A 26,822-nucleotide genomic window follows, 5' to 3' on the forward strand; every position below is an offset into this window, starting at 1 on the left:
GTCAGCTGGAACAATGATTCCTCTTGTGGTAAGCGGTTACAATTATAGCGTTAGATTACTTATAAGGGGGAAAACCATTGGATATCCAAGTGAGTGCTTTCGGAGCGGTGTGCGCATTGATTGTTGCCATCTTTCTCATCTTAAAGAAAGTTCCTCCAGCATACGGCATGATGGCAGGGGCGCTGGCAGGGGGCCTGCTTGGCGGAGTCAATCTGACGGAGACCATTGAATTGATGATCACCGGCGCCAAGGATATCACACCGGCTGTTCTTAGAATTTTAGCAGCAGGAGTTCTTGCAGGCGTGCTGATTGAATCAGGTTCTGCTTCTGTGATAGCAGATACAATCATTAAGAAAATCAGCGAGAAGCGCTCACTCCTTGCACTTGTCATTGCGACGATGCTTTTAACAATGGTTGGTGTCTTTGTTGATGTAGCTGTTATTACGATTGCGCCAATTGCACTTGCCATTGCAAAAAGAGCCAAGCTCTCAAAGCCCGCTATTTTGCTTGCGATGATCGGAGGAGGGAAGGCGGGAAACATCATGTCGCCTAATCCAAATACGATTGCTGCAGCAGATGCATTTGACGTGCCGCTTACATCCGTGATGGCAGCAGGTTTGATTCCTGCCGTCTTTGGAGTGATAGTGACATATATTTTGGCTAAAAGAATGGTTTTAAAAGGTGAACAGGTGAGCGCAGAAGAAATTACGGCTCAAGATGGAGCCAATCTGCCTCCGTTTGCAGCAGCAATCAGCGGACCAGCAGCGGCCATCCTCTTGCTTTCACTCAGACCGGTATTTGACATTGCCATCGATCCCATTATTGCTTTGCCCCTTGGCGGTATTGTCGGAGCGATTGCGACTAAGAACTTCCTCCGGCTGACAGATTTTGCATCGTCTGGCCTTTTGAAAATGTCAGGTGTTGCGATCATGCTCATCGGAACAGGGACTCTTGCCGGAATTATTGCGAATTCAGGTCTTAAGGATGTTATTGTATCAGGTCTGAGTGCATCTGGCCTGCCAGCATATATTCTGGCTCCGGCATCAGGTATCTTAATGTCGATGGCAACTGCCTCGACAACAGCGGGTACAGCAGTAGCGAGCAGTGTCTTTGCTCCTGCTATTTTGGAAATAGGCATCTCCGGACTGGCAGGAGCAGCCATGGTTCATGCGGGGGCTACCGTACTTGACCATCTCCCGCACGGAAGCTTCTTTCATGCAACAGGAGGCAGTGTTTTTATGGGGATGAAAGAAAGAATGAAGCTGATCCCCTATGAATCTTTAGTAGGATTCACGCTTGCGGTAATCTCTACCTTAATATTTGGCGTATTTAAACTATTAGTATAGGAGCTGAGAGATTTGAAGATTGTTATAGCACCGGATTCATTTAAAGAAAGCATGACGGCGCTTGAGGTTTGCGAAGCGGCAGAACGCGGGTTAAGACGTTCACTTCCTGAAGTTCAGACGGTGAAAATTCCTATGGCTGACGGCGGAGAAGGAACGGTGCAGGCATTGGTCGATGCTACAAATGGAACGTTTACTTCTTTGACTGTAACAGGACCATTAGGGCTTCCTGTAGAAGCTGAATACGGGTGGCTTGGAGATCAGTTGACTGCTGTCATTGAAATGGCGTCCGCTTCAGGGCTTCATCTAGTCCCTCCCGAAAGAAGAAATCCATTAATGACGACAACTGCGGGGACTGGCGAGCTAATAAAAGATGCTGTGCAAAAAGGTGCGAAGCATATAATCATCGGAATTGGCGGAAGTGCAACGAATGACGGCGGCATGGGTATGGCTCAGGCACTGGGAGTGAAATTCCTTGATTCAGAGGGGGCAGAATTATCGTATGGCGGCGGTGCTTTATCAAAGCTTGCAAAGATTGATGCTTCTAAAATGATGAAAGAATTATCAGGTGTAACCATAGATGTTGCCTGTGATGTTGATAATCCATTGACAGGTCCGACTGGTGCTTCTGCCATATTTGGTCCGCAAAAAGGAGCAACAGATGAAACAGTTGCCGTATTAGACCGAAATCTCTCACATTATGCCTCTCTTATTCTAAAAGAGACAGGAAGGGATGTTGAAAAAATAGAAGGATCGGGTGCAGCAGGAGGACTGGGAGCGGGACTGCTAGCCTTTTTGAATGCCAATCTAAAGCGCGGTGTCGATATTGTCATTGAAACTGTAAAGCTTGAGCAGCATATGGCGGAAGCTGATCTCGTCATAACGGGCGAAGGCAGAATTGACGGACAAACCATTCACGGCAAAACGCCTGTCGGTGTATCTAAAACAGCCAAGAAGCTGAATATTCCAGTCATTGCGATTGCCGGGTCGATAGGGGATGGCTATGAAAAAGTGCATGAAGAGGGAATCAGTTCTGTGTTTTCCATCGTGCCTGGAATTGTATCATTGGAAGAGGCGCTGAATAGAGGCCCTCTTTATGTAGAGAACCTGATGTTTAATCTGGGACAGGTTTTAAATTTAAAAAGATGAGCAAAAAACCGGTATTCTAATACCGGTTTTTTGCTGGTATCGCAGACTTTTCATCCGGTGAAGCAGCAGGTTGTCTGTGCTTTTATTTTTCCCGGAAACGAACTCTGTCATATACTAAGCGAGATTAGACTCCATAGGTTTTTCATGAAGGATGTATGTGGTTGTTTAAATCGTTTACTGATGAAATCTTTCCGGTAATATAGTCCCCCCTTTAAAAGGAAGTGCAAATATGAAACTTGATAAATCCACAATTGAAAAAATCAACACGATCTCTTTAGTTGTTTTAGCTGTAAGTGTGGCTTATATTACTTATCGATTTCAAGATTTTATAGATGTACTTACAACCATAGGAAATAAATAAGAAAAGAGCGACTGCATCTAATTGGCAGTCGCTCTTGTTTTGATTTGGTTATCTTCTGGTGTAGCGGTGTAAATGTGCTATCACCAAAATTGATTACCTCTTGATTTAATGTATCGTTCTAAGAAGGCTTCGAAACTAAGATTTAAAGGTGAAAGGTCTATAAACTCCAAGATGTTAAGGTAATTTGGATCTCCTGCTTTTATCTTATCTATATCTAAATACAAATAGCAATCTTCCAATAGGTTTGCAATGGGAATCCCCAATTCATTAAACATCTCAATTTCTTGTAATTTCCTTATTTCGTCAAAAGTATAGATAGTAAGACCGCCACCTATTTTTTCTCCTTTTTCATCAGTAAGCTGAAAAATTCTTGCACCATTATGAAGTGATAAGAATGCCTTGTAGTCTTCAGGTAGTTTGATGTTGTTCTCTTTTTCAAAGATATCCACTTCATTTAAGTTGGTTGGAGAGTTGAAAGTACAAACGACAGTATAAACTTGACCTTCATAAGAAACTTTTAACTGCCCCTTATCATCCAGTAATTTTTTGAGACCAGTTAGGGTATTTTGTACGGAATGACTCAATTCAGTTTATCCTCCTCAACTTTATTAATAAGAAGTCCACCAAGGACTCACTGTTTTTAGATGCATTGTTGTCGGTAATGGGAACAGGTTGCCCATCGTATTGTTACCACCAAATCTCAGTGGTAACTCATGGTGTATTTGATGTGCTGTCCAATCCCATTTTGGGTTTCTAATGTACCACGTTTTATATTTGCCGGGAATTCCAGAGTCTCTCTTTGTTCTTTTCTCAACAGGCTCTACTTTAATATTAGCAATCGTTGGTGTCCACATATATGTCTTATTATGAGTGTTGTAGATAACTGGATAGATTGCCGCCTTTTTATTTGCTAAATAGGAAGCTGTTTGTCCCCTGTATAGATAGAACACGCGAAAATGCGACAAAATACACTATTTTTCTGCAATCATACAAATTTTTATTCTCTCTTTTCAAGATCATCCATATTTTGTAACATTAAAGGTGAGGAGATGAAAGCAACTTGAATATTTTATACATAGAAGATGATCTGGAAATCGGAAGCTGGGTGAAAAGTGAGCTTCTGCAAAAGGGATATTCCGTGGAATGGATAACCACCGGGCTGTCATTACAGGATGGCAAAAGGTATGATTTGCTCATCCTGGATGTTATGCTTCCAGGGCTTGACGGGTTTTCGTTAGGAAGAAGATTTAAAAAGAAAAACCCGGATACGCCAATTCTGATGCTGTCTGCAAGAACATCGATCGATGATAAGCTTGAGGGGCTTGAGTTCGCAGATGATTATCTGACTAAGCCTTTCCACCCCGAGGAACTTGTTAAAAGGGTTGAGGTGCAGCTGAGAAGATATCATAAACTGGAGTCTGAAAAAATGATTCTCAAGCATCTTGAAATCGATCAGGCGAACCGATTTATTCGGAATGCCGAGACCGGAGAAGAAATTATCTTAACAGGAAAGCAATATCATATTTTTACATGTTTCCTGCAGCATTTAAATCAAATTCTGACAAAAGAGCAGCTGTTTGAGCATGTATGGGGCGAGCCATTTTTAGACGGAGACAAGACATTGATGGTGCATATCCGCTATTTGCGCGAAAAAATTGAAAAGAATCCTTCTGAACCTGAAATCATTGAAACGGTCAGAGGAGTCGGCTACAGGGTGAGGGGATGAAATGGCGCAGATCGCTGCAATTTAAATACCTTTCTATTATTCTTGCAGCTGTGCTCTGTATCCCCATTTCTTTTTCTCTTGCTTCCGCCTTGGTTTATGTCCCTGGAGTTTTTCTTGAAAAAGAAACGGTGCATCCTTATGAGGGCTATAATGAACTCACCGAGATGTGGCATAAAGAGGCAGGTCAGCTTAAAGCTGCAAATGATATAGAAGTTGCAGAAAAGCTCCAATCTCTTCATAAAAAATATCCAGGCTCTCAGCTGTTTTGGGTAGATAAAGAAGGCAGAACAAGAGAGAGTTTCTCATATAAAGAGGAGCTCCCTGATATCTGGACGCCAAGTTATACAATCTCCTATATGAAAAACAGCTTTGATGCTGATCCATTTACAGTTGTCGCTTTTATAGGAGACGATAAAGATAAAGGGTTTATGGTGATCAGAGTGGACCGCATGATGCTCGAGCCTCCGATTCAAAGATTGGGGTATCAATATGACGCGATTTATTTTACCGTGCTCGCCGTGCTTATGCTCGCTTTTTTATTTCTATCATGGCTATTTTTCAAACGGCTCCATAAACGGATTCTTCGTCTTAAAGAAGCTATGAAGAGAAAAGATCATTCTGGGCTTCCTCTCCCTATTGCACTATCAAATAAGGATGAAATTGGAGAGCTTGAAGAAAGTTTTAATAACATGATAAAAGAACTCGAGGAAAGCAGAGAACGCGAGAAGAGGGAAGAGAAAATACGCAAGGACTTAATGGCAAGTCTCTCTCATGATCTTAGAACGCCGCTAACCACTATGCGTGCTCATCTTTTTAGTGTCAAAAAAGAGTCTGTCACAGAAGCAGGATTGGAGGCTGCCCGGGCAATCGATGAAAAAATAGATTTTATCAGTGCGCTGATTGATAATCTATTTTCTTATACGCTTCTGTCATCCGGAAAGTATCACTATCATCCTAAAGAAATTAATCTCAGCCGGTTTGTTCGAAAAAAGGCAGCGGAGTGGTACCCTGTCTTTGAACAACATAGGTTTGAGGCGGAGATCGATCTTGAGCCGGATACAATCATCTGGTTTGCAGATCCTGAATGGCTTGAGAGAATCCTGGATAATCTGCTCCAGAACATCATTCGCCATGCAGATGAAGGCAAGTATGTAGGCATAACTGTCCGCCAAACGGAATTCGGACAGTATATTATGATTCGAGACAGGGGAAATGGCTTCCGTCAGGACAGCGGCAATAAAGGAGCGGGCATCGGACTGACAATCGTTGAGATGATGACAAAAAAAATGAATCTCACATTCAGAATTGATTCGGACAGCAGCGGAACTGTTATCTCCATATTGAAAGAAACATAAACGTCGTTCAGGCGTTTTTTTTTTGTGACCAGCGAGTATAACTTCAGGTTTTAACTTAATTTTTTAAGCAATCACCCCTTATTTTGAATGGAGTTCTTTTCTTTTTGCCGGTGCTGAACAGCCGGTTCCGATTTTCTTAATTTTAAACAAAATTTAACCCGAATCATCACCGCGTTTTAACTCTCATCTTTTAATCTGATGAAGAGGTGATAATAAATGGCGGAATTGATGATTTTAACCACAAATCTAACAAAGGTTATTAAGAAAAAAACCATTGTGGACAGTTTGGATATGAAGATTGAAAAAGGGGAGATATATGGCTTCTTAGGGCCGAATGGAGCGGGAAAAACTACAACTATTAAAATGCTTCTTGGACTTATGAAACCAACTGGAGGAACAATCGAGCTTTTTGGAAAGAATGCAGCTGACCATCAGCTTGAATCGTTGCGGAAAATGGGGTCTCTCGTTGAGTCCCCTTCTTATTACGGACATTTAACCGCACGTGAGAATTTAGAGACAATCAGGAAAATTCTGCAGGTGCAAAAAAGCCGAATCGATGAAGTGCTGTCCATAGTCAGATTGACGAATGACAGTAATCGACCAGTAAAAGGGTTTTCTTTAGGGATGAAGCAGCGTCTTGGAATTGCGTCCGCCATCCTTGGAAATCCTGAGCTTCTTATTTTGGATGAACCGACAAACGGTCTGGATCCTTCAGGTATTCATGAAATGCGGGATCTTATTAAGAGGCTGCCGAGAGAATACGGAATGACCGTTTTAATCTCCAGTCATTTACTAAGTGAAATCGATCAAATGGCAACAAAAGTAGGAATTATTTCTAAAGGAAAGATGATTTTTCAGGATTCGATCAGCAAGCTGAAAAGCAAAGCGAAGGAACAGGTGATCATCAGGACGGGAAATTCGGTCAAGGCAGCATCTTTGCTGCTTTCAAATGGGCAAACGGCAGAGCAAAGCGGAAAATCTGTTATTTTGCGTGATATGACAGATAGCAGAATCGCCCAAGTGATTGCCTTATTAGTTAAGTCAGGAATTGAGGTCTACAGGGTCGAAGAGAAACGGAAATCGCTGGAAGAGATCTTTTTGGATTTAACAGGCGAAGGAGGGAACGTTCATGATGTCCATTCTAAAAGCCGATCTTCTTAAAGTGAAACGAAAATGGTTCTGGCTCTTGGTTTTTCTGGGACCTTTTGGTGTCATTGCCCTCCAGCTGGTGAATTACGGGGTTCGCTATGACTACTTGATGCAGCAGGAGCCGGATGTTTGGGCGGGACTTCTTGATAATATTAACATGTTTGTTGCGCCAGCGCTTCTGCTGGGAATGACCATTCTCGCTTCGCAGATTGCCGCAATCGAACATCAGCAAAGTTCCTGGAAGCAGCTGCTCAGCCTGCCAGTTCAAAGAGGGTATGTGTTTCTGTCAAAATTAGCGGTTGCAGCGATCATGATTTTTATTTCCTCTACCTTGTTGTTTATTGGAACTGTGTTTTTTGGTATAGGATTACACTTCGGATTGGATATTCCATTCCTTGCAGTTATTAAAAATAGCTATTATCCTTTTTTTGCGGGAATTCCTATTTTATGTCTGCAAGTATGGCTGTCTGTTGTGATGCAGAATCAGGCATTTCCGCTCGCTGCAGGCGTCTTTGGTGCCGTCTTTTCAATGACGGCAGCATTTGCTGCACCGGACTGGATTCCGTGGAAATGGCCATTGCTTGTCGGAGAGCATGATCCAATTTGGTACGCTGTGGCAGGAATGATTACAGGGTCCGTTATCTTGATCGCAGGACTGATGGATTTTGTCAGAAGAGAGGTGCTGACATGATGATGCAGCTGCTGTCGGCAGAGCTGCTGAAGCTTCGGAAAACCAAGGTTCTCAGCTTGTTGTTCGTGAGTCCGCTTTTTGCAGGAGTGCTTGGATTTAAGTTAGGCCAGATTGAGGGTATTTCAAATGAATGGCTCTCGCCTTTGCTGATTATGGTGCCGGCGCATGCTCTGATTTTACTCCCGCTGATGATTGGGATTTTAACAAGCTTTCTCTGCAGATATGAACATCTGCAAGGCGGATGGAAGCAGCTTCTCAGTCTGCCTGTAAGCAGGGTCAGTGTTTTTATGTCTAAATGGCTGATGATTACGCTCCTGATATTGATCAATCAGCTTTTGTTTATGACAGCATGGATTCTGGTTGGAGCTGTTAAAGGATATTCGGATCCGTTCCCAGCCGATATTTTTATCAAACTGCTGACAGGCGGTTTTCTGGCTACCCTGCCTCTTGCCGCACTATTTCTTTGGGTATCCATGGCATGGACTAGTTTTGCCGCCCCATTGGCGCTCAATGTGATGTTTACACTTCCAAACATAATGATCATCAACTCAGAAAAAATCGGTCCATATTATCCATGGGCGCAGCCGTTTTTGGCAATGATGCCCCAGAACGAGGGATTCTTTATCACGGAAATATCCTTCTATCTTTCCATAGCCTGCGGGTTTGTCTGTTTTTTTACAGGAAGCTTTTATTACATTAAAAATAAAGCTGTTTAGATGGAGACCGCTGTATGGCGGTCTTTTTTTTGTTGCTTGCCGTAACCAAATGGCTATGCCGTGTAAAACGTGCGTCAAAGCAGGTGAATGGAGCAGAAAAATCGTCAAACTCTAGAAAGAAGTGCGTCAAAACAGGTGAATGGAACAGAAAAATCGTCTAACTGTAGAAAGAAGTGCGTCAAAGCAGGTGAATGGAGCAGAAAAATCGTCTAACTGTAGAAAGAAGTGCGTCAAAGCAGGTGAATGGAGCAGAAAAATCGTCTAACTGTAGAAAGAAGTGCGTCAAAACAGGTGAATGGAACAGAAAAATCGTCTAACTGTAGAAAGAAGTGCGTCAAAGCAGGTGAATGGAGCAGAAAAATCGTCTCACTGTAGAAAGAAGTGCGTCAAAGCAGGTGAATGAAGCAGAAAAATCGTCTCACTCTAGAAAGAAGTGCGTCAAAGCAGGAGAATGGAGCAGAAAAATCGTCTAACACTAGAAAGAAGTGCGTCAAAAAAAGGTGTATGGAGCAGAAAAAGTACCTCACTGTAGAAAGAAGTGCGTCAAAGCAGGTGAATGGAGCAGAAAAATCGACTCACTGTAGAAAGAAGTGCGTCAAAGCAGGTGAATGGAGCAGAAAAATCGTCTAACTCTAGAAAGAAGTGCGTCAAAACAGGTGAATGGAGCAGAAAAAGTACCTCACTGTAGAAAGAAGTGCGTCAAAGCAGGTGAATGGAGCAGAAAAATCGACTCACTGTAGAAAGAAGTGCGTCAAAGCAGGTGAATGGAGCAGAAAAATCGTCTAACTCTAGAAAGAAGTGCGTCAAAACAGGTGAATGGAGCAGAAAAATCGTCTAACTCTAGAAAGAAGTGCGTCAAAACAGGTGAATGGAACAGAAAAATCGTCTAACTGTAGAAAGAAGTGCGTCAAAACAGGTGAATGGAGCAGAAAAAGTGCCTCACTGTAGAAAGAAGTGCGTCAAAGCAGGTGAATGGAGCAGAAAAATCGTCTAACTGTAGAAAGAAGTGCGTCAAAACAGGTGAATGGAACAGAAAAAGTGCCTCACTGTAGAAAGAAGTGCGTCAAAACAGGTGAATGGAGCAGAAAAAGTGCCTCAAATATAGAAAGATTATATAGAAAGAATTTAAAAAGAATGAAAAAAGAAAAAGATTCATACTTCTGATACTCATACTATATTTCTCTTTTTAATGTCAGCTAAGAAGATTTTCATATCCTGCGAAGAAATGAGATATACTAAAACTAGTAAACTATTTCGTTCATGAAACCTTTTGGCCGATAGAACGTATTACATTCAAACTCAAAAGAGAGGAAGATACTGCTTGAGAACTTCAAATCCAGCTTTAAAAGCTTTTACAAAACGGGAAGGGTCCTACTCCAGCAAGCCGATGACGCTGATGGGAGCGATTAATAAATCATTTTTGCTGCTGTTTATTTTAATCACTGCTGCCGGTGCAGCCTGGTATTACAGTGCACAGGGCCAGGATGTGACGGCCATTATGATTGGAGGGGCGATTGGAGGATTTATCGTAGCGCTGATTGTCAGCTTTGTTCCTAAAACGGCACCTGTGCTGGCACCTGTTTACGCAGTGCTTGAGGGGATGTTTGTTGGAGGAATATCGGCTTACTATTCATCCCTGTATGAAGGAATCGTCATGCAGGCCGTGCTTCTTACAGCAAGTGTTTTCCTTGCCTTGCTGCTTGCTTACCGTTCAAGGTTAATCAAAGTAACACGCAATTTCAGATTAGGGGTTGTCGCTGCTACAGGCGGAATTCTGATCATGTATTTGCTGTCTTTTGTACTTGGCTTCTTCGGAGTAACGGTTCCATTTTTGCATGATGCCTCTCCGATTGGCATTTTAATTTCAGTTGCCATCGTGATCGTTGCGGCACTGAATCTGGTTCTGGACTTCGACTTTATTGAAAATGGTTCGAAGGCAGGGCTTCCAAAGCATATGGAATGGTATGCGGGATTTGCCCTTCTTGTCACACTAGTCTGGCTGTATCTTGAGATTCTCCGCCTGCTTGCCAAGCTGCGCCGGAACTAATATTAAATGCCCGCTGACAGTCAGCGGGCATTTTCTCATTTTATTTGAATTCTTGTCTTTTTTTCTATAAAAATTCGGGTAGCAGAATCCGATTGCCTGTTATAATCGGCAATGAAAATTGAAAAAGTATCAGAAAAAGTTTAATTCCCGCTATTAAAAACGGCATTTGCTGCCTCTAATCATTAGACTTCAATCTTCCAAAAAAGTTTTAAAAACATGTAACTTTTTTCAGATTACATGAAAAATAAATTTATTGAATAATATTTTTAAATTTTTATTTAATTAAAAGCGCTTTCATGATAGAATGAATTTGTCGAAACGTTTCACATTGAATTCCGCTTATTAAATAAAGGAATTATTACATATTTTTTAATTTGATGTGAAACGTTTCATTCATAAATCGGAAATAACTCGGAGGTGGACAATGAGTACGATTGTTCGAGTTGGAATTATCGGGTGCGGGGGAATAGCGACCGGAAAGCATATGCCTGCTCTCGCACGACTTAAGAATGTTCAGATGGTGGCTTTCTTTGATCTTGTGGAAGAAAGAGCCATTGAAGCGAAAATGCAATATGGATCAGAGATGGCCGAACATTATACGGACTTTAAAGAATTGCTTGCAAATCCGGGAGTGGATGTTGTCCACGTTTGTACGCCGAATGATTCGCATTCAGACATTTCAATAGCAGCATTGGAGGCAGGGAAGCACGTGATGTGCGAAAAGCCGATGGCTACTTCTGCTGCTGAAGCTCGAAAAATGCTTGAGACGGCAAAGCGCACGGGGAAGAAATTATCAGTTGCTTACCAGAACCGCTACCGGGCGGACAGCCTGCATCTAAAATCACTTTGCGAAGAAGGCGAGCTTGGTGATATCTATTTTGCAAAAGCTCATGCCATCAGAAGACGTGCAGTCCCGACTTGGGGGGTGTTTTTGGATAAAGAAAAGCAGGGCGGAGGTCCATTGATCGACATCGGCACTCATGCACTTGATCTGACGTTATGGATGATGAATAATTATGAGCCGAAAATGGTTGTCGGAACCGCTTTTCATAAACTTGGCACAAGAGAAAATGCAGCAAACATCTGGGGCCCTTGGGATCCTGAAAAATTTAAAGTCGAAGATTCCGCGTTTGCCTACATTACCATGCAAAACGGTGCAACAATCTTCCTTGAATCAAGCTGGGCGCTGAATTCTTTGAACGTCGGGGAAAGCAAATGCACCCTGATGGGAACAGAAGGCGGAGCTGATATGGAAAATGGCCTGCGCATCAATGGCGAGCGGCACGGCAAGCTTTATACGACAATGGTGGATTTAGACGAATCAGGTGCATCTGTCGAAGACGGCAAGCTTGAAAGTGAAGCAGATATTGAAGCAAGACTTTGGATTGAAGCAATTATTGAAGATATAGATCCGGTTGTAAAACCTGAACAAGCCCTTATCGTAACCGAAATTTTGGAAGCGATTTATAAATCGTCAGAAACAGGCGAACCTGTTTATTTTGAAAAAAAAGAGTAGATTTTTGATGCAGGAATCGATTTCATAACTTAATCCTCAGGAGGAAAAAAATCATGAAAACTTTAAAAATCGGCGTTATCGGCTGCGGAAGCATTTCAAAGCACAGACATTTACCAGAATATGCAGGCAACAAGTATGTGGAAATAGCAGCAGTCTGCGATATTAATGAAGACCGTGCGAACCTCACTGCACAGCAATACAAAGCTAAAGCATTCACAGACTACAGAGAGCTTCTTGCACTTGAAGAGATCGACGCTGTAAGCGTTTGTACTCCAAATGCGCTTCATGCCCCAATTTCAATTGATGCTTTAAATGCAGGCAAGCATGTTCTTTGCGAAAAGCCAATGGCAACTTCAAAAGAAGAAGCAGAAGCGATGATCGCAGCTGCAAAAGAAAATAACCGCAAGCTGATGATCGGTCATAACCAGCGTTTTGTGCCATCACATGAAAAAGCTAGAGAGCTTATTAAAAATGGAGAAATCGGCAAGGTATTTTCTTTCCGCACAGCATTTGGCCATGGCGGTCCTGAAGGCTGGAGTGCTGACGGACGCGACAGCTGGTTCTTCAAGAAAGAAGACGCATTTATCGGAGCAATGGGAGACCTTGGTGTTCATAAAGCGGACTTAATGCGCTACATCCTTGGCGAAGAAGTGACTGAAGTTGCAGCATTCGTTGATACAGTTGCTAAAGAAGGCGCAGATGTAGATGACAATGCAGTATGCGTTTTAAGAACAGAAAGCGGCATTATGGGATCCCTTGCAGCAAGCTGGTCTTACAACAAAGAAGATAACGCAACAGTCATTTACGGTGAAAAAGGGGTTCTTCGTTTAGAAGATCATCCAGAGTACTCATTAATTGCTCAATATAAAACAGGTGAAGTTGTAAACTATGAATTAGGCAAAATTCAATCAAACGATGAAGGCGGACAAACTTCTTCAAAAGTCATTGATAAATTCATAGACAGCATTATCGGCAATACAGAGCCGGCTGTTTCCGGTGAAGAAGGCTACAAATCTCTGAAAATTGTTCTTGGCGCATTAGAGTCAAATGAAAGCAAAACAATCGTAAAACTTTCATAAGGGGGAAAAATCATGACGAAAAAAGGACTTCAGCTCTATACAATCAGAACGCTGCTCGAAAAGGATTTTCTCGGCACTTTGAAAAAAGTGGCGGATCTTGGGTACGAAGGGGTACAGTTTGCAGGCTATTTTGACACGCCTGCAGATCGTCTGAATCAAGCATTAAAAGAGTATGGACTGAAGGCAGCAGGGAGTCATGTACCATATGACCAAATTACAGGGGATGGGCTTAAACAAGTCATTTCTTATAATCAGGAAATCGGGAATGATCTGATTATCATGCCTTATTTGACAGAAGAGCAAAGAACAGGTCTTGATGACTATAAGCGCATTGCAGAAGAACTGAACAAAGCAGGCGCAGTCATTAAGCAGGAAGGCATGCAGCTTGCTTACCACAATCATGATTTCGAATTTCATACATTCGGAGAGCAGACACCTTTTGATGTTCTGCTTAACGAAACGGATGAAAAGCTTGTAAAGTTCGAACTCGACTGCTATTGGGTTTCCTATGCGGGTCTTGATCCATTGGCGCTGATCAAAGAGCAGCGGGAACGTGTAGTTACGCTTCATATTAAAGATATGAAAGAAACAAATGGCGAGAAGCAGAGTACAGTCATCGGCACTGGACAGCTTGACATGAAATCCTTGCTGAATCTTGGAAAAGAGCTTGAGCTTCCATGGTTTATAGTTGAACAAGAGCACTTTGAAGGTGATTTGATGGAAGCAGTTGCGCTTAACTCGAAAAAAATGGACGAACTATTAAAAGCATAGAAAGGAAGATTAAGATGAAACTTGGAGTATTTACTGTTTTATTTTCAGATAAAAATCTCGATGAGATGTTAGATTACGTAAAAGCATCAGGTGTTGAAGCTGTTGAAATTGGAACAGGCTGCTATCCTGGAAATGCACATTGTTCTTTAGAAGAATTATTAGGCAATAAAGAAAAGCAAAATGAGTTTTTGGAAAAAGTCGCTTCACGCGGACTCACAATAAGCGCGTTCAGCTGCCATGGAAATCCGATTTCACCGGATGCTGCTTTTGCTGCTGAATCTCATGAAACGCTGGTCAGCACGATTAAGCTTGCCAATGAAATGAACGTTCCTGTTGTGAACTGCTTCTCCGGAACTGCCGGCGACCATGAGGATGCAAAATATCCAAACTGGCCGGTAGCACCATGGCCTAATGAATACAATGACGTTTTAAAATGGCAGTGGGAGCAAAAACTGATACCTTACTGGAAAGAAGTCGGCGAGCTGGCACAAAGCCTAAACGTAAAAATAGGTTTAGAGCTTCACGGCGGATTCCTTGTTCATACTCCTTATACTTTATTGAAGCTAAGAGAAGAAACATGTGATGCAATTGGAGCAAACCTTGATCCAAGTCACTTGTGGTGGCAGGGAATTGATCCTGTCGGAGCGATTAAAATCCTTGGTAAAGCGGGTGCCATTCATCATTTCCATGCAAAGGATACTTATCTGGATCAGGACAACATTAACATGTACGGCTTAACAGACATGCAGCCTTACGGCGAAATCCAATCAAGAGCATGGAATTTCCGATCTGTCGGCTGCGGACACAGCATGCAGGAATGGTCTGATATGATCAGCGCACTCAGAACGTACGGCTATGATTATGTTGTAAGCATTGAGCATGAAGATCCGATCATGTCGGTTGAAGAAGGTTTTCAGCGTGCGGTTACAAACTTAAAAAGTGTCTTAATTAAAGAACAGCCGACGAATATGTGGTGGGCTTAAGCTGCAATATAAGGTAAGATCGGTTCTATTTTACATTCAAACCGGCTATTTACCGGCCGGTTTGAATGGCAATAGACCGTTTCCCACAAACTATACTCCCCGGGAAGATCCCCCGTTATGTCATCTCATCAACCAGAATGAAGCAATGAAAGTAAGGTGGAGAATCGTATGGCCACAATCAAAGATGTTGCAAAATTGGCAGGGGTAGCTGTTTCAACAGCATCCTATGCGTTAAATCATAAATCAAGAGTGAATGCAGAAACCGCTAAGCGTGTATTAGAAGCTGCAAAAACGTTAAACTACCAAAAGAACGGAATTGCGAGAGACTTAAAACGAAGCAAAACCGAAACAATCGGGATTATCGTTCAGGATCTTTCCGGCCCTTTTTATTCTGAATTGATGCGCGGTGTTCAGGATACCCTGCTCACTCATCAATATGGCCTTATCGCCTGCAGTTCCATTGGAGGCAATGTGACAACAGCTTCAAAGTTTTTGCAGGAACGCCGTGTTGATGGCGTCATTATATTAGCTGAAAGCCTTCCGGATGAATTGATTCTTCAATCAGTAAGAGAGGATTTTCCGATCATCGTCCTTGACCGAAAGCTTGACAGCGATTCGATTATCCATGTGCTTGTCGATAACTTCTCGGGAGGCTATCAGGCAACACAGCATTTAATTGACCTTGGCCACAAGGAGCTCGCATACATTGGAGGCCCCTCTCACAATCGGGATAATCAGCTTCGATTTGAAGGGTATAAACAGGCCCTTAAGGATTCCGGAATTACACTGCATCCAAGCTGGATCCTCCAGGGGCAATATACGAGGGAAGGCGGCTATTCCGCTGCTAAAATCCTCATGATGCAGGGAAATGCGCCGTCTGCTGTCTTTTGTGCAAATGATGAAATGGCTGTAGGGGCTTTAAAAGCCTTTAAAGAATCCGGTTTGCATATCCCGAATGATCTTTCCATCATCGGATTTGACGATATTGAAATATCCCAATATATTTCGCCTCCGCTCTCGACGGTAAAGCAATCGAATTATGAAATCGGATCTCTTGCAGCTCACCTGATCTATCAGGCTTTAAATGAAGGGATTGAAGGGAAGGATTACATTCTGCCGACAGAGCTTGTCCTAAGAAAATCGACCAGCGCGTCCAAAAAGATGGAGGCATGAAAGCAATCAGAATGCTCTGATTGTTTTTTTGATTTTTGCACTGTTTGCCAAATGGCCTTATTAATGCGTCTAACAATGAAATTCCCGCCTTTCATGATATAATAGAAGGTATCTTTAGAAGGAATGGAGTGATATCTTTGAAAAAAGGTCCATTTTTCGTGAAAATCTGGTCAAATGGTCAAGTGATGATTCCTTCCTACATTCGAAAAAAACTAAACATACAAACAGGTGAGCGGGTCGTCGTTCAAACCGATGGGAAAACGATCGATTTGATCGTGGATGATAACAATGCCTTTGAAAACGAAACAACCTTAAGCAGCAAGGGAACTATAACGATACCGAGTGAAATAAGAAATATATGCGAAATTGATGTGGGAGAAAAATTGAAAATTGAATGGAATGAACAGGGGCAAAAAGTTACTTTTGTTCCTCCTGATGACATGAGAGGTTCAAATAAATTATCCAGCTGATCAGCCGGCCGAAACTGGGCCGGTTTCAGTTTGTACGGGGGGAAACCAGTGAAAAACATACATAAGATTTTCATTCTCTGTCTTTTTTCTCTTTTCCTGTCTGCATGCAAGGATGAAGACGAGGGGAGAGACAGGAGACTCGTTGTGGTAGAAGATATGCTTGAGGCAATTCTTGAGGAAGATAAAAGAGATATGAGAGGCATTTACTTAGAAGGAGCCTACCACTCACCGCAAGAGCTGATCTCCTTAAAAAAAGAATGGAAGATAGATAACCTGGAACTCGAAGATTTTGAGATAAAGGAAGAAAGCTTTTATGTCTTCCGCGCCTATTATGATCAGGATGATCAAAAGAAAAGCAAAGCCATTGCCTTTCGTGTTAGGGAGACAGATGAAGATGAACTGATCGTGGATTATGTGGATCAGGTGGTTGAAGAAAAAAAGAATCAGTAAAAAGCTTTATGATTTCATAAATGTAATTCCATCTGATATTCGCTCTATGAGCAATACAGTTGAGTTTTCTATATGATGTTAAACATTTATACTTGTATACAAAGGGGATAGAAATCTATCCCTTTTTGTAATTTAGGTAGAATGCTAAATACTCTTTAATACCACAACATTTTATAATAAATGTTGTGGTAAAACTGACTTTTTAGTGGGGATTGTCAAATAAAGTGTGTAAGTTAGTTTGATAGTCCAAAATTAGAGATAGGATTATGACGCCAGACCCAGCACGTTTGAGAGAGAAATGCTAATCCTAGGTGTGCACTAGTGATTTTTTTCTTTTTGACAGCGGATAAAAACCTGGTCAATCCTTCTAAGTAACATAAAATGATATTCATGATTGAGGGGTTACAGAGCGAGTGAAATCAGGTTCTTAACGATTTTATCAAGTATCAAGCAAAATAATTCAGAGACGAAGAGAGGACAGCATGAACATGGAAAACGTATCAAATGCAGATAAATTGGAATCAATAAAATCCTTCCAATCGACAATCAGTAAATCCGAAAAGGCCTTGGCTCAGATGACTCAGAAAGGCGCAAATACTGCCTTATTAAAGAAACGGCTCAAAGCTCTTTACATTGGCTTAGCCATGCTAGAAAACGTTTGGAATCAAAGACCCCATCATTACACCCAGGAAGATTTAGCAGAAGCCAGCAATGTTCTTACCGGTTTATTCCCATCAATTGAGAACGTTTATGCTAAGTCAAAGGCAGGTAGTCCTCAAAGAACGCTTTTAGAAAGAAGAATTAAAGCATTGGAACTAGCTGTTCAAGCGATTGACGATCTTTCCAATGAATAACTTATCTAACTGATACTTGTATTCATCATATTCCCACCGTTCGAGATATTCTTTAAGGTTTAATTTCGTACTATGTAGACTGCTCCCAAACCTTAAAGAAAGAGTGTTCACACTGTGCTGCAATCGCCACCGATTGTTTAGTAAATGCCTACATCACATAGTGAAGAGTGCAAAACATATTGCTCTCTCCCATCTTTTATGTCTTTATATTGAATAAATGCTTCCGTTTGCTTAGAACCATTTATCCCCAAACTTTTTCTAATTTATTGGAATAGAATTCGATTGCTCTTTTGTAATTTAATATTTCATTGTCTGATGTCGTATCTATCAAGCATTTTAAGAGTATTTCCATTGCATCATTATGCTTGTTTAAATTATATAAGGTCATTGAATAGAACACTTGGATCGCTCTATTATTTGGAAATGCTTCAATTCCCCTCTGAAATGTATTCTTTGACTTTTCATATTCTCCTAACGTTCTATATGTACTTCCCAACCCTAGTAATGCTCCTTCTAACTCTTTGGAAGACAATCCTAAATTGATTGCCTTTTCATAAAATGGAACTGCTTTTGATTCTTCACCTAATAAATCAAAACTCCACGCACATTGATAGTTAATTGAAGCTTCTTCGGGAAAATCTTGTGCAAGTTTTAGTAGTAATTGGTTAGATTCTTTGTTCTTTCCACTTTTTCGTAATTCAATTGCTTTATATAATTCTTCTTTCATTAATTTCATCCCCTTCGTTCAAAAGATTGTTCCACAATCCTGCCCTTTTACCTTAATAAGAAGAGGCGACACTTCGTTAAGCAATCGCCTCCGATAATGGAATAACTATGAAGCTTCTATTAGCTGCCTTTAAACTCAATCGATTCTCGGTTTTAACAGCCAGGTTTTTTTCTTTGTATTGATTATTTAAGGACTGGAACTTCAGCTGGATAAGGTTATGAGTTATTCTTTTTTAACAAATCATCTAAATTATCAACCAGATCATTTATATCGCTTAATAGTGTTATGGTATTGTTGCTAAGAATCATGATTATGTTTTCTTCCATCTTGTCTGGAAGATATTTGCATGTTTTTTGAGCGATTTTCATTAACTTCTTTTCTCCAGGGTGCGGCAGCTCGTTAATCGCAAATAAGATATCAAAGTAACTTGCAAGTAACGCAGCAACCCTATGATTGACACTTATGTAGTCTTTTCTTTTTAGGGCTTTCTCGATTTGACAATAGTAGGATGCAACACTGTCTCGTAATAAAGGGTAATTTTTATTGAGGATATTCTCTTTTAATTCTTTTGGAAAGGCTACGTTAATTTTATCCTGCAGCTTCTTTAATTGACCATTTTGATCATATAGTATTTTTGAATTTAAATAATTACTCCATAAGCATGTAGTGTAACCGACTTGAGCCTGGAAATTCACTACCGTTTTCATAAGTTCGTTTTCAATCCAAGCATAATTTCTATATATAATTTCTATACCAATATTGGGTTCAATTAGCGTTCCATCATCTTCTGTTTCCCAATACTGGTTATTAATCTCCATATAATCCGAAAATGGCTGTAACAATTTTTTGCGAGTGCCGGCAGGGATTTCTTGATCACTATAAATATACAAATCTATATCAGAATGTTCATCTTGGGTATTTGTTGAAAGAGAACCAGAGAGTACAACACCTTCCACTTCTTCTAACTGAGAAAATACAGATGAAATCTTCATAATCATGTCATTAATTGTATTCATTTTGGATTTCTTCCCATCTTTTTTTATTTTTCTTATTGCCCCAAATAAAGTGTATTTTTGGGATGTAAACCATTTTTATATTGGTAAATTGCTGGTCTTAAAACAAAAAATGAGGAGATTAAAATTGCATAACCCTTATTCAAGAATACTGCTCTTTAAGTGAATAACCGACATTTCCATTTTATCACAAAAAAATCGGTGAACTCGTTATTTAACAACAACAAAACACACCGATTAGGCTGCTAATCAGTGTGCTGAATGGTGTATTACTTACTATGCTGATTTTATACGATGGACCAGTAAAGGAAATTATTTATATGTTCAGGCAGCCAGCCTAACCTTAAGTCGTTTATTCAACTTAACGCAACATTACCATGTAGCGGTAATCGCTTTAGTTTGTTGCAGTAAAGTGTCTTTGTAAGTAGTCTTTTACATAAAGAAAATAGGGATAAATCCCTGTTAAAGATTCAACCCTATAGATATAATGTGGAACAACATATTTTAACCTATTCTTTTCGTATGTTAATTAGACTAAACAAGGATTAATGTTTACTGATTCATACAAGCTTTTTTACATATTCGATTAATTCAATACTTGATTCTTTCTTTCCAGCCACTTTGATGGTTCTGCTTGCATTCCGATATTCAGAATACGGTCCAGCTGCTGGCTTGCTTTTATGGTAGTGATGGAACTAAGTCCGTCTTTTTTTGCGCTTTCAAACATTTCCTGCCGATATTTCTCAATAAGAACATCCATCATGTTCAAGAGAATCACCTCGCATTTCATTGCAAAATATCCCTGAATCGTTTATATATCGTAATTTTTTTCTGTTTTAAACGCTTTGATCATTTAAAAAAACATTTATAGAGAAGTCAGTTTTTTAAGCAGACTTCGAAATTCTTGATTCAATCTCTCGAAATCTTCCCGTGAAAGCCCGCTTGTTTTCAGCATGAATTCTGGGACACGCTGCGCTTCTTCTTTCAGGTTTTGACCCTGGGCCGTTAAACTGATCTCTACTTTGCGCTCATCTGCTTTAGAACGAATGCGCTCAACCAAACCAGCTTCTTCAAGTCTTTTCAGCAAGGGGGTGAGTGTGCCTGAATCTAAAAAAAGTTCCTTGCCTAAATCCTTCACGTTCATTTTTTCATGCTCCCATAAAACGAGCATGACTAAATATTGCGGGTATGTCAGCTCAAGCTCCTGCAAAATGGGTCTGTACATTTTTGTCATTTCCCTGGAACACGCGTAAATGGAAAAACAAAGCTGCTGTTCCAGACTGAGAGGGTGTTTATCTGAAGGCATTGGTTATTTACTCCCGACATTTATTTATTGACAAACCCATTATACGCTTGCTATATTAGTTTTGCAAAAACAAATTGTGCGCAATTTAATTTTATAAAATGAAATGGGGATGCTATCATGCAAAAACTTTACACAGCAACTGCAACAGCGACAGGCGGAAGAGAAGGAAGAGTCCAAACGAAAGACAAAGAACTAGATTTAGCTATTGATATGCCAAAAGCTCTTGGCGGAAGAGGCGGAGAAGGAACGAATCCAGAGCAATTGTTTGCAGCGGGTTATTCCGCTTGCTTTGATAGCGCATTAAATTTGGTGGCAAGAACAGAACGTGAAAAAATCGGCCAAACAATGGTTACATCACATGTATCAATTGGAAAGGATGATACAGGCTTCGGATTATCTGTTATCCTTGAAGTTCACATTCCGGATGTAACAAAAGAAAGAGCTGAAGAGCTTGTTCAAAAGGCTCATAACGTTTGTCCATATTCAAAAGCAACAAAAGGAAATATCGAGGTTGAATTGAAAGTTGTCTAATACATGGAAAAAGAGCTCATGTCCAAAAGGACTGAGCTCTTTTTTTATTGAATGGCAGCCTGAACATTGATGACTCCGGCACCATAATAAAATGGATCACCAAGAGGAACAGCTGTATTTTTTAAGCGGTTAATCACTTCGATATTTGACATGCCCGGATATTTAGAAAGAATTAAAGCGGCTGCACCGGCTACGTGCGGCGATGCCATGGAAGTACCATTAAAAGCAGCATATTTATTGCCCGGAACGGTGCTTAATGTATTGACACCCGGAGCCATGACGTCAAGCTCTGAGCCGACACTTGAAAAAGATGCCCGATTGTTCGAGGAATCAACTGCACCTACCGCAATAACAGAACTGTATTTGGCCGGATAGCCGATTGTGTTCCGCTTGCCTTTTGACCCGCTGTTGCCTGCAGCTGCTACAACAACAATGCCTTTATTATAAGCTTGATCGACAGCCTGCTGGAGGGCGGTAGAACCCTGGCTGCCGCCAAGACTCATATTAATAACATCCATTCCATTGTCAACAGCCCACTCAATGCCTTGAGCAATTCCGCTATAGGTGCCGCTTCCTGAGGAATCAAGTACTTTTACAGCATAAAGAGTGACATCCGGAGCAACTCCCAGAACACCGATGGTATTATTTAATGCAGCAACAGTCCCGGCTACGTGAGTTCCATGGCTGTTACCATCTATGAATGGATTCGGTTCAGCCGCCACGAAGCTTGCTCCTCCTGTCACATTCAAATCTTCATGAGAGGAGTCAATTCCTGAATCAAGTACAGCAACTTTTACACCGTTCCCTCTAATGCCTGAAGATTGAACAGCATCTGCTTTAATTTGAGGAATACCGTATGGAACGGTCTGGCTGGTGGCTTTCGCTTCGAAATCTTCTTCAATAAATGTGACATTCGGATTTTTTTGAAGAGCCGCTGCTGCATGATCCGGCAGAGAGGCGTGCACCACGTTCATATATTTATATTGATGCTTGACCTTACCGCCGGCACTCGAGATTAGATTCGCTTTCACTTTAAAATCTTTGACAGATGCTTTAATCCCTATTAAATAATCTTTCTTTCCCGAAATAGCCTCAGCAGACGGAGAGGTGAAAATCATGGAGAAAAACAGGACAAAAGCAAATAAAATACTCAGAGCCTTCCACTTTTTCATGAATAAACCCCCTAAAATAGTATAGAATAATCATAGAGTCAAAAAGTTTGACTATTCTATCAATTATGCTACCATTTTAATAGAGTCATTGGTATTGGGAAAGATGGGGCCTTTTTTCCGAATAATAGGGAGAAATAGGAGGGATGTTTCCTGGGGATTTTTGCAGATTGGGAAATATGGGTCTTTATTTTATGTATTATTCAGAAAAATTGAGGCTATTTTCCCAATACGAACGCAAAAGGATTCGGCATAATAAAGAGAGAACTAAACATACAGATTAGTATAGATGAGGTGCTGCATATGGAAATAGGAAGTCGAATAAGGTTCTATCGCATTCAGCAAAATAAGACGCAGGAGGAACTTTCACGAGGCATCATTTCCACTTCTTACTTATCGAAAATCGAAAACAATCAGACGACTGCAAGCATCGAAGTCCTTGATTACTTATGCAACAGGCTTGATATCAACCTCATCGAAGAAGAAGAAATTCCTCTGATGAAATCCTTATTTGACTGGTATCATGATATCGTTCACCGCAAGCACGATCATCTGAAAAAAAGGTACATTGACCTGCAGAAAGAAATCCTTTCATCAAGCGATACAACGGCCATGATCTACTTTGTTCTGTTTGAATTCAGGTATTTGCTGACAGAAAGAGAGTTTGCAGAAGCGGATTCGAAGCTTAAAAAAATCAATTTGTACAAAGACATCTTTGAAGAAAAGATGACCTACTATTACGAGAAATTTGTCGGCCTTCATCACTATCTTCAAAGCAAATATTCTACAGCGCTTCTGCACCTCAAAGGAGCGGAGCGGTTTTTGACAAAACACCTCCCATTTGAAAAGTGGGAAGAAGCGGATCTCTATTATTCAATTGCCCTGACTCTGAGTCAATTAAGAAAAGCGGCACTGGTTATCCAGTACACTCACTTTGCTTTAAATATATATCAATCAAGATACGATTTAATGAGATGCGCAGAGTGTCAGATTCTGCTTGGGATTAATTATTTGCGGTGTGAGGAGCATACCCGGTCAGAAGAAAGCTATTTGCTGGCAAGGAAGATTGCTGAGCAGCTGAATGATAAAAGTCTGCTTGGAATGATCTATCATAATATGGGGTACCTCAGTTCAATTACAAAAAAATATGAACAGGCAATCGATCGATACAATGAGGCTCTGCAATTTAAAGATAAGAATGAATCGTTAAGCACTATTTTTTCTATCCTGTATGCCTATTATCAATTAGAAAATAAAGAAGAAGCTGGGAAGTGGATAATAGAAGGCAAACACATTTTAGAAAATAACCCTAATCAGGAATATCATTATCATTTTAAAATCTATGAATATTTGCTGCAGGATAATCTATCATCTGAATTTGAATATTTTATGATGGAGGTCGTTATCCCTTACTTTATCGAGCACGAAAAACAGCAGTATATTATCGAGTATTCAGAACTTATGGCATCATACTTCGAAGATCGCCACAAATACAAATCAGCCGTTCAATATTATCAAATCGTTTGTAGCGCTTTGAAAAAAACATATGCAAATTAATTAACAAGGGAGAGCTAGTCATGAAAAAAATAGTTATGGGCATCACTGCAGGGATTTTTTCATTAGCATTTGCAGCGGGAGTTGGATTGTTTTCTGAGCCGGATCATCCGAAGATTGTATCAGAGCCAGACCATCCGAAAATCGTTTCAGAACCAGATCATCCGAAAATTGTATAAATAAAATTTTGAAGGCAGTGCATCTGACAAGGTGCATTGCTTTTTTTGCGGATGTTTTGCAAGATAATTCCGAGACATTCCGGATTAATTCCGAGACTTTGCAAGATAATTCCGAGACATTCCGGATTAATTCCGATACTTTGAACAATAATTCCGAGACATTCCGGATTAATTCCGGGACTTTGAACAATAATTACGAGACTTTCAAAATTATTTCCGCACAACTGTGAACAAAACACTTTTCCTCTTTGGGTAAACAGTCGATTCAACTTTTCGCTAAATATTCAGTCAAAATAGCCGATGAACAATATATGAGCCTTATTTCACATTGGAAATCAGGCTGTGTGAGGAATATTGTCTATTTTTCATATAAGGAGGGGGCACTTAAAAGATGAAGCGATTAAAAAAAAGGAAGCCTAGAGAAAAAAAGCGCTTTGCATCATTTTCTTTAAAAGGGAAGCTGCTGGGCAGTTTTTCGGTTATTATTGTGCTCAGTCTTTTGATGGCGGCGTTTAGTATGATCGGTTTCAGCATGGTTAACAGCCAGACGAAGCAGATTGTGCAAAAGGACATGCAGTCGCTTCTAGCGGAAGGAAAGCTCAGTGATAATATTACACAGCGCGTATCTTTAATCAGAGCATATTTTATTTATGGGAAAGATGAATATAAAGATCAGTATTATGAGCTGACAAAAGAAAGTCAGGCACTTCAGAAAAAACTGCTTGCTCAAAGTGATAACCCGAAGAGCCGCGAATTAATGAAAAAAAGTGCTGAATGGGAAGAAATCGTAGAAGATGAAGTCATTAAAAGCTTTGATTCTGGAATGAGGGTAACAGCGAACCAGACGCTCCGCGGAGATGTGCAGAATCTTGCGGATGAGCTTACAGAAGGATTTGATTCTCTCGCCAGCGAGCGTGAAAAATCAATTATGCAAGATGGAGATGCGATTATTAATCAAGGACGGTTTATCAATATGCTTGGTATTGTCCTTTCAGTGGTGATAGTCGCAATCGGTGTTTTCTTGGCCATCCGGATTTCAAACGCTTTCACTAAGCCGATTCTGACGATTGTCAGCAGAATGAGAGCCATTTCAAATGGCCAGCTGAATCATAAGCCTCTTTTATCTGCATCACAGGATGAAATAGGCGAGCTTGTTCATTCTGTAAATGAAATGAATAAGCAGCTGAAAGCCATTGTAAAGGATATTTCCGGGGCTTCCTTGTCAGTGGCAGAGCAGAGTGAACAGCTGCAGTCTTCTTCGAAAGAGCTGAAAGCAGGAAGCGAGCAGATTGCCTCAACTATGCAGGAGCTGTCTTCAGGAGCAGAAACCCAGGCAAATTCAGCTTCCGATCTGGCTGAAACAATGGGCAAGCTGATGGACTCCATTTATATTGCCAACCAAAATGGACAGGCTGTTGCCGAGGCTTCTGCGGAAGTGCTGAATCAATCACAAACAGGTTATACATTAATGAGCGAATCGGTCAGTCAAATGAACCGCATCAATGATTTAATGGAAAATACCGTGCTTAAGGTGAAGCGTCTTGATGAACAGTCGGGACAGATTTCCACTTTAGTGGACGTGATTCAAAGCATCGCAGATCAAACCAATCTTCTGGCGCTGAATGCAGCAATCGAAGCTGCACGTGCCGGAGAACATGGAAGGGGATTTGCGGTTGTGGCAGATGAAGTCCGAAAGCTTGCAGAACAGGTATCAAGGTCGATTGTGGATATTAATAAAATTGTAGGCAATGTCAGAAAAGAAACGGAAGAAGTAGCTGAAAACCTGGAACACGGCTATGAGCAGATTGTAAAAGGTGCAAAATCCATCCATCAAACAGGGAAAAGCTTTACTGAAATTAAAGGTTTTATTGAAGAAATGTCAACAAGAATTGTAACCATTCAGACAGATTTAACTCAGATTATGAAAAATAGTGAAGTGATGAACGACTCGATTTCAAGCATTGCGTCTGTATCAGAAGAAGCAGCTGCAGGAATTGAACAAACAGCAGCATCCGCAGAGCAGTCCAGTCAGTCTATGGAAGAAATCTCAAGCAATGCGGATTCCTTGCTTGACTTGTCCGGAAAACTGAGCAGGCTCGTCAATCGTTTTCAATTTTAAACACCAATAAAATGAGGGGCTGACAATCGCCCCTCATTTTTTATTGCGAAAATGAAATTGTGCATTTAGCTGGCCTTCGAGCATTTTTTTGCGGTAATCGGGATTGCTGCGCATTTCTTTTTTTCTCATTTCTTTTAAGATTTCATTTGTTTGTACGCCATCTTCCCGTTTATTTGCAATCTCCATGAGCCTTTCCACATCAGAAAATGAATATTTTCTTGTACCCCTTGTTGTTCTTTGAGGCGAAATTAAACGTCTTTCCTCATAATAACGGATCTGTCTTAAAGATAAGCCTGTTAGTTCGCTGACAATTCCAATTGAAATGACTTTTTTGTCTTTATATGAGTGGTCGTGCTGTTCCATTTTTCCACCCCGCACATTAGATTCTTTT

General features: G+C 40.7%; 30 protein-coding genes. 23 read left to right on the forward strand and 7 right to left on the reverse strand.

Annotation, left to right across the window (positions count from 1 at the left end; genetic code table 11):
* Positions 1-77: 77 nt before the first annotated feature.
* The 3 genes from K8L98_RS08635 (at position 78) to K8L98_RS26555 (ending at position 2,853) form a co-directional block, all read left to right on the forward strand.
* Positions 78-1,346, forward strand: a complete 1,269-nt coding sequence (locus K8L98_RS08635) for a GntP family permease (RefSeq protein WP_223441285.1) — start codon at positions 78-80, stop codon at positions 1,344-1,346.
* 12 nt (positions 1,347-1,358) lie between these two features.
* Positions 1,359-2,492 (forward strand): glycerate kinase, encoded by a 1,134-nt coding sequence (locus tag K8L98_RS08640; RefSeq protein WP_223441287.1) that lies wholly within the window; start codon positions 1,359-1,361, stop codon positions 2,490-2,492.
* A gap of 229 nt (positions 2,493-2,721) precedes the next feature.
* Positions 2,722-2,853 (forward strand): hypothetical protein, encoded by a 132-nt coding sequence (locus tag K8L98_RS26555; RefSeq protein ID WP_275976747.1) that lies wholly within the window; start codon positions 2,722-2,724, stop codon positions 2,851-2,853.
* Positions 2,854-2,933: 80 nt separating this feature from the next.
* Here K8L98_RS26555 and K8L98_RS08645 read toward each other — a convergent pair whose 3' ends face one another.
* Positions 2,934-3,437, reverse strand: coding sequence for an SMI1/KNR4 family protein (locus K8L98_RS08645; protein WP_223441289.1), 504 nt, complete (start codon positions 3,435-3,437; stop codon positions 2,934-2,936).
* A 476-nt stretch (positions 3,438-3,913) separates the two neighbouring features.
* On the opposite strand from K8L98_RS08645, the gene K8L98_RS08650 reads away from it, so the two are divergent.
* The 16 genes from K8L98_RS08650 (at position 3,914) to K8L98_RS08725 (ending at position 17,833) form a co-directional block, all read left to right on the forward strand.
* On the forward strand, positions 3,914-4,579 hold the full coding sequence (locus tag K8L98_RS08650) for a response regulator transcription factor (protein ID WP_223441290.1): 666 nt from the start codon (positions 3,914-3,916) through the stop codon (positions 4,577-4,579).
* On the forward strand, positions 4,576-5,934 hold the full coding sequence (locus K8L98_RS08655; protein WP_223441291.1) for a HAMP domain-containing sensor histidine kinase: 1,359 nt from the start codon (positions 4,576-4,578) through the stop codon (positions 5,932-5,934). Before K8L98_RS08650 ends, K8L98_RS08655 begins: the two co-directional genes overlap by 4 nt.
* Positions 5,935-6,150: 216 nt before the next feature.
* On the forward strand, positions 6,151-7,095 hold the full coding sequence (locus K8L98_RS08660; protein ID WP_223441293.1) for an ABC transporter ATP-binding protein: 945 nt from the start codon (positions 6,151-6,153) through the stop codon (positions 7,093-7,095).
* A complete protein-coding gene (locus K8L98_RS08665) occupies positions 7,064-7,774 on the forward strand; it encodes an ABC transporter permease (protein WP_223441295.1) in 711 nt (236 codons plus the stop codon). The genes K8L98_RS08660 and K8L98_RS08665 overlap by 32 nt, the downstream gene beginning before the upstream one ends.
* A complete protein-coding gene (locus tag K8L98_RS08670) occupies positions 7,771-8,490 on the forward strand; it encodes an ABC transporter permease (RefSeq protein WP_223441298.1) in 720 nt (239 codons plus the stop codon). The genes K8L98_RS08665 and K8L98_RS08670 overlap by 4 nt, the downstream gene beginning before the upstream one ends.
* A gap of 14 nt (positions 8,491-8,504) precedes the next feature.
* Positions 8,505-8,651 (forward strand): hypothetical protein, encoded by a 147-nt coding sequence (locus tag K8L98_RS08675; protein WP_223441300.1) that lies wholly within the window; start codon positions 8,505-8,507, stop codon positions 8,649-8,651.
* Positions 8,652-9,462: 811 nt separating this feature from the next.
* On the forward strand, positions 9,463-9,654 hold the full coding sequence (locus K8L98_RS08680; protein ID WP_223441301.1) for a hypothetical protein: 192 nt from the start codon (positions 9,463-9,465) through the stop codon (positions 9,652-9,654).
* A gap of 157 nt (positions 9,655-9,811) precedes the next feature.
* Positions 9,812-10,537, forward strand: a complete 726-nt coding sequence (locus K8L98_RS08685) for a Bax inhibitor-1/YccA family protein (RefSeq protein ID WP_223441304.1) — start codon at positions 9,812-9,814, stop codon at positions 10,535-10,537.
* A gap of 424 nt (positions 10,538-10,961) precedes the next feature.
* The gene (locus K8L98_RS08690) at positions 10,962-12,053 is read left to right on the forward strand and encodes a Gfo/Idh/MocA family protein (protein ID WP_223441306.1); all 1,092 of its coding nucleotides are present in this window, start codon (positions 10,962-10,964) and stop codon (positions 12,051-12,053) included.
* Positions 12,054-12,106: 53 nt separating this feature from the next.
* A complete protein-coding gene (locus K8L98_RS08695; protein WP_223441308.1) occupies positions 12,107-13,132 on the forward strand; it encodes a Gfo/Idh/MocA family protein in 1,026 nt (341 codons plus the stop codon).
* Between the two features lie 12 nt (positions 13,133-13,144).
* On the forward strand, positions 13,145-13,903 hold the full coding sequence (locus K8L98_RS08700) for a sugar phosphate isomerase/epimerase family protein (RefSeq protein WP_223441310.1): 759 nt from the start codon (positions 13,145-13,147) through the stop codon (positions 13,901-13,903).
* A gap of 14 nt (positions 13,904-13,917) precedes the next feature.
* Complete coding sequence (locus K8L98_RS08705) at positions 13,918-14,886, forward strand: sugar phosphate isomerase/epimerase family protein (RefSeq protein WP_223441312.1); 969 nt, start codon at positions 13,918-13,920, stop codon at positions 14,884-14,886.
* A 168-nt stretch (positions 14,887-15,054) separates the two neighbouring features.
* Positions 15,055-16,059, forward strand: coding sequence for a LacI family DNA-binding transcriptional regulator (locus K8L98_RS08710; RefSeq protein WP_223441314.1), 1,005 nt, complete (start codon positions 15,055-15,057; stop codon positions 16,057-16,059).
* 137 nt (positions 16,060-16,196) lie between these two features.
* On the forward strand, positions 16,197-16,529 hold the full coding sequence (locus tag K8L98_RS08715) for an AbrB/MazE/SpoVT family DNA-binding domain-containing protein (RefSeq protein ID WP_223441316.1): 333 nt from the start codon (positions 16,197-16,199) through the stop codon (positions 16,527-16,529).
* Between the two features lie 48 nt (positions 16,530-16,577).
* The gene (locus K8L98_RS08720) at positions 16,578-16,979 is read left to right on the forward strand and encodes a hypothetical protein (protein WP_223441318.1); all 402 of its coding nucleotides are present in this window, start codon (positions 16,578-16,580) and stop codon (positions 16,977-16,979) included.
* A 488-nt stretch (positions 16,980-17,467) separates the two neighbouring features.
* Positions 17,468-17,833 (forward strand): hypothetical protein, encoded by a 366-nt coding sequence (locus K8L98_RS08725; RefSeq protein ID WP_223441321.1) that lies wholly within the window; start codon positions 17,468-17,470, stop codon positions 17,831-17,833.
* A gap of 241 nt (positions 17,834-18,074) precedes the next feature.
* Here the strand turns inward: K8L98_RS08725 and K8L98_RS08730 are convergent, their stop codons facing one another.
* The 4 genes from K8L98_RS08730 to K8L98_RS08745 all read right to left on the reverse strand — a co-directional run bounded on the left by K8L98_RS08730 (position 18,075) and on the right by K8L98_RS08745 (position 20,879).
* The gene (locus K8L98_RS08730) at positions 18,075-18,560 is read right to left on the reverse strand and encodes a tetratricopeptide repeat protein (RefSeq protein WP_223441324.1); all 486 of its coding nucleotides are present in this window, start codon (positions 18,558-18,560) and stop codon (positions 18,075-18,077) included.
* Positions 18,561-18,775: 215 nt separating this feature from the next.
* Complete coding sequence (locus K8L98_RS08735; protein ID WP_223441326.1) at positions 18,776-19,576, reverse strand: nucleotidyltransferase domain-containing protein; 801 nt, start codon at positions 19,574-19,576, stop codon at positions 18,776-18,778.
* Between the two features lie 583 nt (positions 19,577-20,159).
* On the reverse strand, positions 20,160-20,363 hold the full coding sequence (locus tag K8L98_RS08740; RefSeq protein ID WP_223441329.1) for an aspartyl-phosphate phosphatase Spo0E family protein: 204 nt from the start codon (positions 20,361-20,363) through the stop codon (positions 20,160-20,162).
* Positions 20,364-20,438: 75 nt separating this feature from the next.
* The gene (locus K8L98_RS08745) at positions 20,439-20,879 is read right to left on the reverse strand and encodes a MarR family winged helix-turn-helix transcriptional regulator (protein ID WP_223441333.1); all 441 of its coding nucleotides are present in this window, start codon (positions 20,877-20,879) and stop codon (positions 20,439-20,441) included.
* A 117-nt stretch (positions 20,880-20,996) separates the two neighbouring features.
* Between K8L98_RS08745 and K8L98_RS08750 the strand changes: the two genes are divergently transcribed.
* Complete coding sequence (locus K8L98_RS08750) at positions 20,997-21,410, forward strand: organic hydroperoxide resistance protein (RefSeq protein WP_223441335.1); 414 nt, start codon at positions 20,997-20,999, stop codon at positions 21,408-21,410.
* A 44-nt stretch (positions 21,411-21,454) separates the two neighbouring features.
* Here the strand turns inward: K8L98_RS08750 and K8L98_RS08755 are convergent, their stop codons facing one another.
* The gene (locus K8L98_RS08755; protein WP_223441337.1) at positions 21,455-22,582 is read right to left on the reverse strand and encodes a S8 family peptidase; all 1,128 of its coding nucleotides are present in this window, start codon (positions 22,580-22,582) and stop codon (positions 21,455-21,457) included.
* A 300-nt stretch (positions 22,583-22,882) separates the two neighbouring features.
* On the opposite strand from K8L98_RS08755, the gene K8L98_RS08760 reads away from it, so the two are divergent.
* From K8L98_RS08760 to K8L98_RS08770, 3 genes are all read left to right on the forward strand, one after another.
* Positions 22,883-24,136, forward strand: coding sequence for a helix-turn-helix transcriptional regulator (locus tag K8L98_RS08760; RefSeq protein WP_223441340.1), 1,254 nt, complete (start codon positions 22,883-22,885; stop codon positions 24,134-24,136).
* Positions 24,137-24,156: 20 nt separating this feature from the next.
* A complete protein-coding gene (locus K8L98_RS08765; protein ID WP_223441341.1) occupies positions 24,157-24,312 on the forward strand; it encodes a hypothetical protein in 156 nt (51 codons plus the stop codon).
* Between the two features lie 391 nt (positions 24,313-24,703).
* A complete protein-coding gene (locus K8L98_RS08770) occupies positions 24,704-26,431 on the forward strand; it encodes a methyl-accepting chemotaxis protein (RefSeq protein ID WP_223441344.1) in 1,728 nt (575 codons plus the stop codon).
* Positions 26,432-26,464: 33 nt separating this feature from the next.
* Here K8L98_RS08770 and K8L98_RS08775 read toward each other — a convergent pair whose 3' ends face one another.
* A complete protein-coding gene (locus K8L98_RS08775; protein WP_223443279.1) occupies positions 26,465-26,794 on the reverse strand; it encodes a MerR family transcriptional regulator in 330 nt (109 codons plus the stop codon).
* Positions 26,795-26,822 lie beyond the last annotated feature (28 nt).

The organism is Metabacillus dongyingensis (assembly GCF_019933155.2).
GTDB classification, from domain to species: Bacteria; Bacillota; Bacilli; order Bacillales; family Bacillaceae; genus Bacillus_P; species Bacillus_P dongyingensis.

Coding starts and splice junctions, on each gene's coding strand:
- K8L98_RS26555 (WP_275976747.1), top strand. CDS start 2,722: ATGAAACTTGATAAATCCACAATTGAAAAAATCAACACGATCTCTTTA.
- K8L98_RS08655 (WP_223441291.1), top strand. CDS start 4,576: ATGAAATGGCGCAGATCGCTGCAATTTAAATACCTTTCTATTATTCTT.
- K8L98_RS08660 (WP_223441293.1), top strand. CDS start 6,151: ATGGCGGAATTGATGATTTTAACCACAAATCTAACAAAGGTTATTAAG.
- K8L98_RS08665 (WP_223441295.1), top strand. CDS start 7,064: ATGATGTCCATTCTAAAAGCCGATCTTCTTAAAGTGAAACGAAAATGG.
- K8L98_RS08670 (WP_223441298.1), top strand. CDS start 7,771: ATGATGATGCAGCTGCTGTCGGCAGAGCTGCTGAAGCTTCGGAAAACC.
- K8L98_RS08675 (WP_223441300.1), top strand. CDS start 8,505: ATGGCGGTCTTTTTTTTGTTGCTTGCCGTAACCAAATGGCTATGCCGT.
- K8L98_RS08680 (WP_223441301.1), top strand. CDS start 9,463: ATGGAGCAGAAAAATCGTCTAACTGTAGAAAGAAGTGCGTCAAAACAG.
- K8L98_RS08690 (WP_223441306.1), top strand. CDS start 10,962: ATGAGTACGATTGTTCGAGTTGGAATTATCGGGTGCGGGGGAATAGCG.
- K8L98_RS08695 (WP_223441308.1), top strand. CDS start 12,107: ATGAAAACTTTAAAAATCGGCGTTATCGGCTGCGGAAGCATTTCAAAG.
- K8L98_RS08700 (WP_223441310.1), top strand. CDS start 13,145: ATGACGAAAAAAGGACTTCAGCTCTATACAATCAGAACGCTGCTCGAA.
- K8L98_RS08705 (WP_223441312.1), top strand. CDS start 13,918: ATGAAACTTGGAGTATTTACTGTTTTATTTTCAGATAAAAATCTCGAT.
- K8L98_RS08710 (WP_223441314.1), top strand. CDS start 15,055: ATGGCCACAATCAAAGATGTTGCAAAATTGGCAGGGGTAGCTGTTTCA.
- K8L98_RS08725 (WP_223441321.1), top strand. CDS start 17,468: ATGGAAAACGTATCAAATGCAGATAAATTGGAATCAATAAAATCCTTC.
- K8L98_RS08730 (WP_223441324.1), bottom strand. CDS start 18,560: ATGAAAGAAGAATTATATAAAGCAATTGAATTACGAAAAAGTGGAAAG.
- K8L98_RS08735 (WP_223441326.1), bottom strand. CDS start 19,576: ATGAATACAATTAATGACATGATTATGAAGATTTCATCTGTATTTTCT.
- K8L98_RS08740 (WP_223441329.1), bottom strand. CDS start 20,363: ATGAAATGCGAGGTGATTCTCTTGAACATGATGGATGTTCTTATTGAG.
- K8L98_RS08745 (WP_223441333.1), bottom strand. CDS start 20,879: ATGCCTTCAGATAAACACCCTCTCAGTCTGGAACAGCAGCTTTGTTTT.
- K8L98_RS08750 (WP_223441335.1), top strand. CDS start 20,997: ATGCAAAAACTTTACACAGCAACTGCAACAGCGACAGGCGGAAGAGAA.
- K8L98_RS08755 (WP_223441337.1), bottom strand. CDS start 22,582: ATGAAAAAGTGGAAGGCTCTGAGTATTTTATTTGCTTTTGTCCTGTTT.
- K8L98_RS08760 (WP_223441340.1), top strand. CDS start 22,883: ATGGAAATAGGAAGTCGAATAAGGTTCTATCGCATTCAGCAAAATAAG.
- K8L98_RS08765 (WP_223441341.1), top strand. CDS start 24,157: ATGAAAAAAATAGTTATGGGCATCACTGCAGGGATTTTTTCATTAGCA.
- K8L98_RS08770 (WP_223441344.1), top strand. CDS start 24,704: ATGAAGCGATTAAAAAAAAGGAAGCCTAGAGAAAAAAAGCGCTTTGCA.
- K8L98_RS08775 (WP_223443279.1), bottom strand. CDS start 26,794: ATGGAACAGCACGACCACTCATATAAAGACAAAAAAGTCATTTCAATT.